Origin of the sequence: Ornithinibacter aureus, from assembly GCF_009858245.1 — a bacterium.
GTDB lineage: Bacteria > Actinomycetota > Actinomycetes > Actinomycetales > Dermatophilaceae > Fodinibacter > Fodinibacter aureus.
Genome location: NZ_VMSB01000001.1, coordinates 329,609 through 341,100 on the forward strand (window position 1 = coordinate 329,609; position 11,492 = coordinate 341,100).

An 11,492-nucleotide genomic window follows, 5' to 3' on the forward strand; every position below is an offset into this window, starting at 1 on the left:
ATCCCGGCATACGATGACGCGTGCCCGCACCCCGGTGGCACCGATGACTCCCAAGGACTGAGAAGACATGGAAACCGCTGAGATCCGGCGCCGCTGGCTGGCCTTCTTCGAGAAGAACGGCCACACCGTCGTCCCCTCCGCGCCGCTCATCCACGACGACCCGAACCTGCTGTTCGTCAACGCCGGGATGGTGCCGTTCAAGCCGTACTTCCTCGGCCAGGAGACCCCGCTGTGGGACCGCGCGACCAGTGTGCAGAAGTGCGTGCGCACCGGGGACATCGAGGAGGTCGGCAAGACCTCCCGGCACGGCACGTTCTTCCAGATGAACGGCAACTTCTCGTTCGGTGACTACTTCAAGGAGGGTGCCATCACCCTCGCCTGGCAGCTGGTCACCACCTCGCAGGCCGAGGGGGGATACGGCCTGGACGCCGACAAGATCTGGCCGACCGTCTACGAGGACGACGACGAGGCCTTCGCCATCTGGCGCGACACGATCGGCATTCCCGCCGAGCGGATCACCCGGCGGGGCAAGCTCGACAACTACTGGCACATGGGGGTCCCCGGCCCCGGTGGCCCGTGCAGCGAGATCTACCTCGACCGTGGCCCGGAGTACGGGCTCGAGGGTGGCCCCGCCGTCGACGAGGACCGCTACCTCGAGTTCTGGAACCTGGTGTTCATGCAGGAGGAGCTCTCGGCGGTCCGCGCCAAGGACGACTTCGACATCTCCGGCCCGCTGCCCAAGCGCAACATCGACACCGGCATGGGTCTGGAGCGCATGGCCACCCTGCTCCAGGGCGTCGACAACCTGTACGAGATCGACGAGGTCTACCCGGTCATCGCCCGGGCGGCCGAGATGACCGGCAAGAGCTACGGCGAGCACTCGGGCCAGTCCGCGGGCTCCAGCCACCCCGACGACGTCCGGCTCCGGGTCGTCGCCGACCACGTGCGCTCGGCGCTCATGCTCATCGGCGACGGCGTGACCCCCGGAAACGAGGGCCGCGGTTACGTCCTGCGCCGGATGCTGCGTCGCTCGGTGCGCTCCATGCGCCTGCTCGGCTACGAGGACCCGTGCCTGCCCGAGCTGCTGCCGGTCTCGCTCGAGCGCATGCAGAACTCCTACCCCGAGCTGGCCACCGGCTTCGACCGGATCGCCCAGATCGCCTACGCAGAGGAGGACGCCTTCCGGCGCACCCTGGCCGCGGGGACCACGATCCTCGACACGGCCGTCGCCCGCACCAAGGAGGCCGGTGGCTCCACGCTCGCGGGGGAGCAGGCCTTCGCGCTGCACGACACCTACGGCTTCCCCATCGACCTCACCCTGGAGATGGCCGCCGAACAGGGGCTGGAGGTGGACCGGGACGGGTTCACCCGCCTCATGCGCGAGCAGCGGGAACGCGCACGGGCCGACGCCAAGGGCAAGAAGGCCAGGCACGCCAACACCGAGGTCTGGCGCGACCTGCGGGCCGGCGGCGCGACCGACTTCCGCGCCTACGAGGAGCTGACCAGCGAGGCCACCGTCATCGGCCTCGTCGTCGACGGCGAACCCGTGCAGGAGATCGCACCCGGTCAGCAGGGCCAGGTCGTGCTCGACCGCACCCCCTTCTACGCCGAGTCAGGCGGTCAGATCGCCGACGAGGGCATCATCACGGCCGACGGTGTGCACCTGAAGGTCATCGACGTCCAGCGGCCGGTCAAGGGCCTCATCGCCCACACCGTCGAGGTCGTGACCGGTGGCCTGCAGACCGGCACGAGCGTGCTGGCCCAGGTCGACCCCGAGTGGCGGCTCTCGGCCTGCCAGGCCCACTCCGGCACCCACGTCGTCCACGCGGCCCTGCGCCAGGTGCTCGGCCCCTCGGCCCTGCAGTCCGGGTCGTACAACAAGCCCGGCTACCTGCGACTCGACTTCGCCTGGGGCCAGGCCCTGTCGGCGGCCACCCGCAGCGAGATCGAGGAGGTCGCCAACCTGGCGGTCCGTCGTGACCTGCCCGTCTCGGCCACGTACATGCCGCTGCCCAAGGCACGCGAGATCGGTGCCCTGGCGCTGTTCGGTGAGACCTACGGCGAGGACGTGCGGGTCGTCGAGATCGGCGGCGAGTGGAGCCGTGAGCTCTGTGGCGGTACCCACGTCCAGCACTCCAGCCAGGTCGGTGCCCTCACCCTCACCGGTGAGTCCTCCGTCGGGTCCGGCGTGCGGCGCGTCGAGGCCTTCGTCGGCATGGACGCGCTGCGTCACCTGGCGCGGGAGCGGGCGATCGTCGCCGAGCTGAGCGGCCTCGTCGGTGCACGGCCCGACGAGCTGACCGACCGCATCGGGGCCATGGTGGCTCGTCTCAAGGAGGCCGAGCGCGAGCTCGAGCGGGTGCGCAAGGAGGCCGTGGCGGCGGCCGCGGGCAACCTCACCGAGCAGGCCCGCGACGTCAACGGGGTCACCTTCCTCGGCCACGACGCCGGGGATTCCGGTGCTGACGACGTGCGCACGATGGTCATGGACCTTCGGGGACGCCTGGGCAACCAAGGCCCCGTCGTCGTCGCCATCACGGGCGCGGCCAAGGGGCGTCCCGTCGTCGTCGTGGCGACCAACGAGGCGGCCCGTTCCCGCGGCATCCGGGCCGGTGAGCTCGTCCGGGTGGCGGCCACGACCCTCGGCGGCGGCGGTGGCGGCAAGGACGACATCGCCCAGGGCGGTGGGCAGGACGTCGCCAAGGTCGGCGAGGCACTGTCCGCCGTGGAGTGGCGCGTCGGGGAGCTCGCCGGCTGATGCCGGAGCCGTCCGGGAGCTGGGTCGGTGTCGACGTCGGCACCGTGCGGGTCGGCGTCGCCCGAAGCGACCCGCACGGCATCCTCGCAACCCCGGTGGCGACGCTTGCGCGGGACCCGGATGCCGCCGTGTCGCCGCAGGACCCGGACGTCACCTCGATCGCGGACCTCGTCACCGAGCTCGGCGCGGTCGGCGTGATCGTCGGACTGCCCCGGTCGATGTCCGGTGTCGAGGGTCCGAGCGCCGCGAAGGCGCGCCAGTATGCTTCCGTCGTTGCGGCGCGCATCGCGCCGGTGTGGGTGCGCCTCGTCGATGAGCGCCTGACCAGCGTCGATGCCCACCGCACGCTGCGTGACAGCGGTGTCTCCGGTCGGCGACAGCGCGCGGTGGTCGACCAGGCCGCCGCGGTGCTCATCCTCCAGAACGCCCTGGACACCCAGCGCACCACCGGATCCCCACCCGGGGAACAGGTCCGGATCGGACGGCGCAAGCCACGGACGAAGGATGCCAAGCCGTGACGCAGGGCGACGTCTCCCACACGATCTTCGGTGAGCCCGAACCGCCGCCCACGCGGCTCCGTGCGCGCCGCCGCCAGCCACAGCGCAGGAACCGACGCTGGCTCGTGCTGCTCATCGCCCTCGCCCTGCTCGGCGGTGCCGCGTGGGCCGCCGTGAGCGTGATCAAGCCGGTGGTGGCCTCGGTGTTCGACTTCGGCGGCTCGGAGAGCGCGGACTTCCCGGGACCCGGCGAGGGCGAGGTCGAGATCGTCGTCTCCCCGGGGGAGACCGGAGAGGACATCGCGACGACGCTGCGGGACGCCGGCGTGGTCAAGACCAGGGGTGCCTACATCGACGTCGCACGTTCCGACCCCGAGCGGGCCGCCGCCATCCAGCCCGGCAGGTACACCCTGCTCAAGGGGATGACGGCAGCAGAGGCGTTCGCTGTCCTCGCAGACCCGGCCAACCGGATCACCTCGGGGACGACGGTGCGCGAGGGGCTGTGGGCCACCGAGACCTTCGAGGTGCTGTCGGCGTCGACCGGCATCCCGGTCAAGGAGTACGCCGCCGCCGCCAAGGACGCCAAGGCGATCGGACTGCCCGCCGAGGCGGAGGGCAACGTCGAGGGCTGGCTGGCCCCCTCGACCTACGAGTTCCCCGAGAACTCCACCGCCGCCGAGCAGCTCGCGGCCATGGTCGCCCAGACCGTCAAGGTGCTCGACGCCGCAGGTGTGGCCACCAAGGACCGCAAGGACGTGCTCATCCTGGCCTCACTCGTCGAGGCCGAGGCCAAGCTCGACGAGGACCGGCCCAAGATCGCCCGGGTGTTCCTCAACCGGCTGGAAACCGACGGGGAGCCGACCTACGGCCTGCTCCAGTCGGATGCGGCCGTGTCCTACGGGGCTCAGCGCAGGTCGTTGTTCCCCAGCTCGGCCGAGCTCAATGACGCCAGCAACCCGTACAACACCCGGCTCATCCCCGGCCTGCCTCCGGGCCCGATCAGCAACCCCGGTGCGGCGTCGATCAACGCTGCCGCGAACCCCGCGGACGGCCCGTGGTTCTTCTTCGTCGCCGTCAACCCCATCACCGGGGAGACCAAGTACGGGGTCACCCTGGAAGACCACAACAGGAACGTGCGCGAGCTGACCGCGTACTGCAACGAGAAGCCCAAGGACTGCGGGCTGTGAGGGCAGCCGTCCTCGGCTCACCGATCGCTCACTCCCTGTCGCCCGTGATCCACCGGGCCGGGTACCTCGCGGCCGGGCTCACCGGATGGGAGTACACCGCCCACGAGGTGGATGCCGACGCACTTCCCGGGTTCGTCGACGGCCTGGACGCCTCCTGGCGCGGCCTGTCCCTGACGATGCCGCTCAAGCAGGTCGCCGGTGCGCTGGCCACGACGGTGGATGCCGTGGCCAGCCGATCGGGTGCCGTCAACACCCTGGTGCGACGGGCCGACGGAGGGTGGGATGCGACGAACACCGACGTCATGGGCATCATCGAGGCGCTGCGGCCGCACCTGCCCGACGGAGCGACCCGAGCGCTGGTGCTCGGGTCCGGTGCGACCGCTCGGTCTGCCGTGCTCGCCATGGCCGGGCTCGGCATCACCACCCTCACCGTGCGGGCCCGCGACACGGCCAAGGCGGCCGACCTGCTGAGCTGGGCGCTCGGCCTCGACATCGGGATCCGCAACGGCTCGGTGGCCGACCTCGGGCCGTGGGTGAGCACGCGGGACGACGTCGTGGTCTCCACCCTGCCCGCGACGGCTGCCGAGGCGGTCGCCGCCACGGTCCCGACGGTGCACCACGGCATCCTGCTCGACGTCGTCTATGCCGGCTGGCCGACACCCCCGGCGCGAGCCGCGGCCGACGCCGGGATGACGGTGGTGTCGGGACTGGACATGCTCGTGCACCAGGCAGCGGAGCAGTTCCGTCTCTTCACCGGGCACGATGCCCCGGTGGCCGAGATGGCCGCCGCAGGTCGGGCGGCCCTGGCGGCGCGATGACCCCCTGGTGGGTCGTCGCAGGCTGCGCCCTGGTCATGGGGGTGGTCGGCCACCTGACCGGCCAGCGGCTCGCGACGGGCGGCTACCGGATCCCCGAGGACGACGCCGAGCGCGCGGTGGGGCGCAACTGGTGGCCCGGGCTGCTGTGCGGTGCGCTGTCGGCGGTGGCGGCCCTGGCCGTCGGTGACCTCGCGGGCTGGGCGGCGCTTCCGGCCTACCTGCTCTTCGCGTGGTTGACCGTCGGCCTCATCTGGATCGACCTCGACGTGCACCGGCTCCCGGTGGGCCTCGTCGTCCCCACCGGCTGGGGCATCCTCGTGCTCCTGGCCGTCGCGTCCCTCGCATCCGGGGACCGGCGCTGGCTGGGCGCCGTCGTCGGGTTCGTCGTCATGGGACTGGTCTACCTCGTGCTGGCGGTGCTGCCCGGTGGTGGTGTCGGCGGGGGAGACGTGCGGCTGGCGCCCCTCATCGGTGCGCTGCTCGGCTGGCTCGGCGCAGCCCACCTGGTCATCGGGCTGGCCGCCGGGTTCCTCATCGGCGGGGTGGCCGCTGCGGCGCTGCTCGTGCTCGGCAGGGCAGGCCTGAAGTCGTCGATCGCGTACGGGCCGGCGATGTGCCTCGGGGCCTGGGTGGGCATCGCGGCGACATCCCGGATCCTGACCGTGCTGTCGGGCGGCTGAGCATCGCGTGACAGGATTCTGGTCATGCTGCGCTGGTTGACCGCCGGGGAGTCACACGGCCCCGCCCTCGTCGCGACGATCGACGGGTTGCCCGCCGGAGTCGTCGTCTCCAGCGACGACCTCGCCGGGGCGCTGGCCCGTCGCCGCCTCGGCCACGGCCGCGGGGCCCGGATGTCCTTCGAGCGTGACGACGTGGAGTTCCTCGGTGGGGTGCGCCACGGCGTGACCCTCGGCTCGCCCATCGCGATCAGGGTGGGCAACAGCGAGTGGCCCAAGTGGCAGACCGTCATGAGCCCCGACCCCGTCGCCGCCGACGACCTCGCCGCGGCCAACGACATCAACGCCGAGAAGGAGATCGCCCGCAACCGGCCGCTCACCCGGCCCCGCCCGGGTCACGCAGACCTCGTCGGGATGCAGAAGTACGGCTTCGACGACGCGCGCCCCGTGCTCGAGCGGGCATCGGCCCGCGAGACGGCTGCCCGGGTGGCGCTCGGAGAGGTGGCGGCACGCTTCCTCGACCAGGCCTACGGCATCCGCCTGGTGTCCCACACGGTCGCCATCGGCGCGGCCGCGGTCGCCGAGGACGCGCCGTTGCCGACCGCTGACGACGTCGCGGCCCTCGACGCCGATCCGGTGCGCGCCTTCGACGCCGCCGGCTCCGCCGCAATGGTCGCCGAGGTCGACGCCGCCCACAAGGACGGCGACACCCTCGGGGGAGTGGTCGAGGTCGTCGTCACCGGGCTGCCGCCGGGCCTGGGCTCGCACGTGCACTGGGACCGGCGCCTCGACGCACGCCTCGCGGGGGCCCTCATGGGCATCCAGGCCATCAAGGGTGTCGAGGTCGGTGATGGCTTCCGCACCGCGACCCGGCGCGGCTCGGTCGCCCACGACGAGATGGAGCGCGGCGCCGACGGGGTCATCCGTCGCCGCACCGGGCGGGCCGGCGGCACCGAGGGCGGCATGTCGGTCGGTGGGTTGCTCCGCGTTCGCGCGGCCATGAAGCCCATCTCGACGGTGCCCCGCGCCCTGGAGACCGTCGACGTCGCCTCCGACGAGCCCGCCCGCGCCATCCACCAGCGCTCCGACGTCTGCGCGGTGCCGGCGGCCGGTGTGGTCGCCGAGGCGATGGTCGCCCTCGTGCTGGCCGAGGCCTGCCTGGAGAAGTTCGGCGGCGACTGCGTCGCCGAGACCGCACGCAACCACGCGTCGTACCTGGCCGCCATCCCGGCCTCGATGCGCACCTGGGACGACGAATGAGCCCGCGGGTGGTGCTCATCGGGCCACCCGGGTCGGGCAAGAGCACCGTGGGAGCCGCCTTGGCCGGGCTGCTCGACGTGCCGCTGCACGACACCGACGCCGCGATCGAGGCGGCTGCGGGCCGCTCGATCTCGGACATCTTCATCGAGGACGGCGAGCCCACCTTCCGTGAGCTCGAGCGGGCCGAGGTGGCCCGTGCGGTCGAGCAGGAGCACGGCGTGCTGGCCCTCGGCGGTGGCGCGCCCGTGGACCCGCTGACCGAGCAGGTGCTCGCCGGGCAGGTCGTCGTGTTCCTCGACGTCGGGATCGCCGATGCCTCGAGGCGGGTGGGCTTCGACCAGAGCCGTCCCCTGCTCGCGGTCAACCCGCGGGCGTCGTGGGTGCGCCTGATGAACGAGCGACGGCCCGTCTACGAGCGGGTCGCCACCCACCGCGTCGACACCGCAGGCCGCACCCCGCAGGCCATCGCCGAGGAGATCGCCACCCTGCTGGGGTCGTCGTGACGTCGTCGGCGACCGTCATCCCGGTCGGAACCTCCTACGACGTCGTCGTCGGCCACGGGGTGTCCGACCGCGTCACCGACCTGCTCTCCGGGGACGTCCGGCAGGTCCTCGTCGTGCGGCCGCAGTCGCTGGCCCGCCTGGCGGCCCCGGTCGTCCACCGCCTGCGCGAGGCCGGACTGACCGTTCACGAGGCCGCCGTTCCGGACAACGAGGTGGCCAAGACCGCGCAGGTGGCGGCGGGCCTGTGGGCCACGCTGGGTCAGCACGCGTTCACCCGCTCGGATGCCGTGGTGGCGGTGGGTGGTGGCACCGTGACCGACCTCGCCGGCTTCGTCGCGGCCACGTGGTTGCGTGGAGTCGCCGTGGTGCACGTGCCGACGACCCTGCTGGCGATGGTCGACGCCGCCGTCGGTGGGAAGACCGGCATCAACACGGCCGAGGGCAAGAACCTCGTGGGTTCCTTCCACGAGCCGGCCGGCGTGCTCTGCGACCTCGACGCCCTCGCCACCCTGCCCCGACCTGACCTCGTCGCCGGTCTGGCCGAGGTCGTCAAGGCCGGGTTCATCGCCGACCCGCGCATCCTCGAGCTCGTCGAGGGCGACCTCGACGCGGCGACCCGCGCCGACGGGCCCGCGATGCGTGAGCTCGTCGAGCGGGCCATCGCGATGAAGGCCGAGGTCGTCGCCGCCGACCTCAAGGAGTCGTGGCTGCGCGAGATCCTCAACTACGGGCACACCCTGGGCCATGCCGTCGAGCAGGTCGAGGGCTATCACCGCCGGCACGGTGAGGCCGTGGCGATCGGCATGACCTTCGCCGCACACCTGGCCCACCGGGCTGGGCACCTCACGGCGGATGCCGTGGAGCGGCACCGCGCGATCCTCACCTCGGTCGGCCTGCCCACCACCTACGAGGCCGGCCACTGGGACACCTTGGCCACGGCGATGCAGCGGGACAAGAAGACCCGGGGTTCGGTGCTGCGCTTCATCGTCCTCGAGGACATCGGGGTGCCCACGCGACTCGTCGGCCCGGACGAGGCGCTGCTGCGGGCCGCGTACGACGACCTCTGCCGCTGAGCCGCACCCTGCGGCAGCTCCCGTGCACAGGTGACTCACAGCAGGTGCACGGAACAGCCACGGCAGGGCCCAGCAGGGTGGTCTGCCATGAGCACCCAGACGCAGCCACCTGCCACCCTGTCCCTCGCCGGTCCCGAGGCCGGCGTCCACCCCGACCACGACCGCGGGCTCGAGTTCGACGTGCGCACCCTCATGGCCCGGCGCTCCGCCCTCGGCCTGCTCTCGGGTGCGGGCCTGCTCGCCCTCGTCGGCTGCTCCGACGCGTCGACCGACACGTCGGCATCCACGGCCTCCTCCGCCACGGCATCCGCCACGACGAGCGCGAGTGCCGGCGCCACGGCATCCTCAGCCGCCGTCGACTCCGTCGTGCCCGACGAGACCGCCGGCCCCTACCCGGGCGACGGCAGCAACGGCACCGACGTCCTCGACGACTCCGGCATCGTCCGCCAGGACATCTCCTCGTCGTTCGGGACCTCGACGACGACGGCCGCCGGAGTCCCGCTCACCCTGAACCTCACCGTCCTGAACTCGGCCGACGGGTACGCAGCGCTCGAGGGCGTCGCCGTCTACGCGTGGCATGCCGATGCACAGGGCCGCTACTCGATGTACTCGCAAGGGGTGGAGAACGAGAACTACCTGCGCGGGGTGCAACCCACCGACGGGAGCGGCACGGCCAGCTTCACCACGATCTTCCCCGGCTGCTACGACGGGCGGTGGCCGCACATCCACTTCGAGGTCTACCGCAGCACGGCCGAGGCGACGAGCGACGGCCAGATCGTCAAGACCAGCCAGATCGCGCTGCCGCAGGCGGCGTGCGAAGCGGTGTACGCGGACGGTACGACGTACGTGTCGAGCGCAGACAACCTCGCCCGCACGTCCCTGACGCGAGACATGGTGTTCGGTGACGACGGCGGCATCCACCAGCTGGCCACCGTGACGGGTGACGCGGCATCCGGCTACGTCGCGAACCTCACGATCGCCATCTGACGGGGTCGGCCCGGCGGAGGACGGGGTGGGGGGCCACGCGCGATAGACTCGTGCGGTTCCCCACCCCTCGCCGGGGTGCTGCCTGCCCGGGACCGGGCGCGGTGACCGGCGTCGACGAAAGCGAAGATCCACCCGTGGCATCGACCAACGACCTCAAGAACGGCCTCGTCCTCAACCTCGAGGGCCAGCTCTGGACCGTCGTCGAGTTCCAGCACGTCAAGCCCGGCAAGGGCCCGGCCTTCGTGCGCACCAAGCTGAAGAACGTCATGAGCGGCAAGGTCGTCGACAAGACCTTCAACGCCGGCGTCAAGGTCGAGACCGCGAACGTCGACAAGCGGAACATGCAGTACCTCTACAACGACGGCACCGACTTCATCTTCATGGACGGTGACACCTACGACCAGATCGCGGTCAGCCCCGAGGTCGTCGGTGACGCCGCCAAGTACATGCTCGAGAACCAGGACGCGATCGTGGCCCGCCACGACGGCACCGTGCTGTTCATCGAGCTGCCCGCGTCGGTCGTCCTCGAGATCTCGTACACCGAGCCGGGCCTGCAGGGCGACCGCTCGACCGGTGGCACCAAGCCGGCGACGCTCGAGACCGGCGCGGAGATCGCCGTCCCGCTGTTCCTGGAGACCGGCACCAAGGTCAAGGTCGACACCCGCGACGGTTCCTACCTGGGTCGGGTCAGCTGACCCGTGGCCGCCCGCACCAAGGCCCGCAAGCGCGCGCTCGACCTGCTCTTCGAGGCCGAGCAGCGCCAGGTCAACGTCGGTGAGCTGCTGCGACAGCGGCTGGCCGCCCCCGTGACCGAGGCCCCGTTGTCGGAGTTCACCGGTGACCTCGTCAGTGGGGTCGTCGAGCACTGGACCCAGATCGACGAGCTGATCGCGACGTACTCCCAGGGCTGGACCCTGGCCAGGATGCCGGCGGTCGACCGCTCGATCCTGCGCCTGGGCGCCTACGAGGTGCTGTACTCCACGGACGTTCCCGAGGCCGTCGCGATCAGCGAGTGGGTGGGGCTGGCCACCGAATTGTCGACCGATGACAGCCCGAAGTTCGTCAACGGGCTCCTGGGCCGCCTCGTCGAGGTCAAGCCGACCCTGGCCTGAGCCGCATTCGAACCCCGGGTGCACGGATTCGTGATCGGTATCACCTCGGCCCCGGTCACTCCTCGAGGCGGAAGCCGATCTTGAGCCCCACCTGGTAGTGGGCGACCGCACCGTCCACGAGGTGTCCGCGGATCTCGGTCACCTCGAACCAGTCGAGCCCGCGCACCGTGGTCGATGCCCGGGTCACCGCCGTGGAGATGGCGTCGTCGATCGAGGTCGGCGACGACCCGACGACCTCGGTGATGCCGTACGTGTGTGCCATGTCAGGCCCTTTCGGTGCGTCGCGGCGCCGGCGGCGCCCCTCGCGTCGATCATCCTCGCTCGGGACGCCGCGCGCCGTCGAAGGCGCGGACCGGATTGCGGCTCGGGTGGGCCCGGCTCAGCGCGCGCCGGCGCAGGCGAAGACGACTTCAGGCCACGGCGACGTGGCCACCCACCGGCGGCGAGTCTCCGCGTCGGCGTCCCGCGGGGGGAACAGGGAGGCCCACCCGGTGGTGACGGGCTGGTCTGCGGTCGCGCCCGTGGAGGTCTCGGCGCACGACGCGTCACGCTGGGTGAGTGGCTGGACGGACGTCTGCACGGTGGCCTCCTTCTCGGGTGGGGGAGGCGCCTGGGCGGGG

13 protein-coding genes are annotated in these 11,492 nt (G+C 71.8%); 11 read left to right on the plus strand and 2 right to left on the minus strand.

The genetic code is table 11. From position 1 onward, the window contains the following. Window positions 1–67 precede the first annotated feature (67 nt). The 11 genes from alaS to nusB all read left to right on the plus strand — a co-directional run bounded on the left by alaS (window position 68) and on the right by nusB (window position 10,872). Window positions 68–2,758, plus strand: a complete 2,691-nt coding sequence (alaS, locus tag C8E84_RS01630; RefSeq protein ID WP_159898901.1) for an alanine--tRNA ligase — start codon at window positions 68–70, stop codon at window positions 2,756–2,758. After that, a complete protein-coding gene (gene ruvX / locus C8E84_RS01635) occupies window positions 2,758–3,276 on the plus strand; it encodes a Holliday junction resolvase RuvX (RefSeq protein WP_159898903.1) in 519 nt (172 codons plus the stop codon). The genes alaS and ruvX overlap by 1 nt, the downstream gene beginning before the upstream one ends. Continuing rightward, window positions 3,273–4,442: an endolytic transglycosylase MltG gene (mltG, locus tag C8E84_RS01640; protein ID WP_159898905.1), complete on the plus strand. Its 1,170-nt coding sequence runs from the start codon at window positions 3,273–3,275 to the stop codon at window positions 4,440–4,442. The genes ruvX and mltG overlap by 4 nt, the downstream gene beginning before the upstream one ends. Further along, on the plus strand, window positions 4,439–5,260 hold the full coding sequence (locus C8E84_RS01645) for a shikimate dehydrogenase (RefSeq protein ID WP_159898907.1): 822 nt from the start codon (window positions 4,439–4,441) through the stop codon (window positions 5,258–5,260). The genes mltG and C8E84_RS01645 overlap by 4 nt, the downstream gene beginning before the upstream one ends. After that, the gene (locus C8E84_RS01650; RefSeq protein WP_159898909.1) at window positions 5,257–5,940 is read left to right on the plus strand and encodes a prepilin peptidase; all 684 of its coding nucleotides are present in this window, start codon (window positions 5,257–5,259) and stop codon (window positions 5,938–5,940) included. The genes C8E84_RS01645 and C8E84_RS01650 overlap by 4 nt, the downstream gene beginning before the upstream one ends. Before the next feature lie 24 nt (window positions 5,941–5,964). Continuing rightward, window positions 5,965–7,197 carry a chorismate synthase gene (aroC, locus tag C8E84_RS01655; RefSeq protein ID WP_159898911.1) on the plus strand — a complete coding sequence of 411 codons (1,233 nt, stop codon included), beginning with the start codon at window positions 5,965–5,967 and terminating at the stop codon, window positions 7,195–7,197. Beyond that, complete coding sequence (locus tag C8E84_RS01660; protein ID WP_159898913.1) at window positions 7,194–7,700, plus strand: shikimate kinase; 507 nt, start codon at window positions 7,194–7,196, stop codon at window positions 7,698–7,700. Before aroC ends, C8E84_RS01660 begins: the two co-directional genes overlap by 4 nt. Continuing rightward, complete coding sequence (gene aroB / locus C8E84_RS01665; protein ID WP_159898915.1) at window positions 7,697–8,773, plus strand: 3-dehydroquinate synthase; 1,077 nt, start codon at window positions 7,697–7,699, stop codon at window positions 8,771–8,773. The genes C8E84_RS01660 and aroB overlap by 4 nt, the downstream gene beginning before the upstream one ends. 87 nt (window positions 8,774–8,860) lie before the next feature. Then, entirely contained in the window at window positions 8,861–9,760 is a 900-nt protein-coding gene (locus tag C8E84_RS01670) for an intradiol ring-cleavage dioxygenase (RefSeq protein ID WP_159898917.1), read from the plus strand. Window positions 9,761–9,894: 134 nt separating this feature from the next. After that, window positions 9,895–10,455: an elongation factor P gene (gene efp / locus C8E84_RS01675; protein WP_159898919.1), complete on the plus strand. Its 561-nt coding sequence runs from the start codon at window positions 9,895–9,897 to the stop codon at window positions 10,453–10,455. Window positions 10,456–10,458: 3 nt separating this feature from the next. Further along, window positions 10,459–10,872: a transcription antitermination factor NusB gene (gene nusB / locus C8E84_RS01680; protein ID WP_159898921.1), complete on the plus strand. Its 414-nt coding sequence runs from the start codon at window positions 10,459–10,461 to the stop codon at window positions 10,870–10,872. A gap of 55 nt (window positions 10,873–10,927) precedes the next feature. Here the strand turns inward: nusB and C8E84_RS01685 are convergent, their stop codons facing one another. After that, window positions 10,928–11,134: a dodecin gene (locus tag C8E84_RS01685; protein WP_159898923.1), complete on the minus strand. Its 207-nt coding sequence runs from the start codon at window positions 11,132–11,134 to the stop codon at window positions 10,928–10,930. Between the two features lie 117 nt (window positions 11,135–11,251). Further along, window positions 11,252–11,452, minus strand: coding sequence for a hypothetical protein (locus tag C8E84_RS01690; protein ID WP_159898925.1), 201 nt, complete (start codon window positions 11,450–11,452; stop codon window positions 11,252–11,254). Window positions 11,453–11,492: the final 40 nt, after the last annotated feature.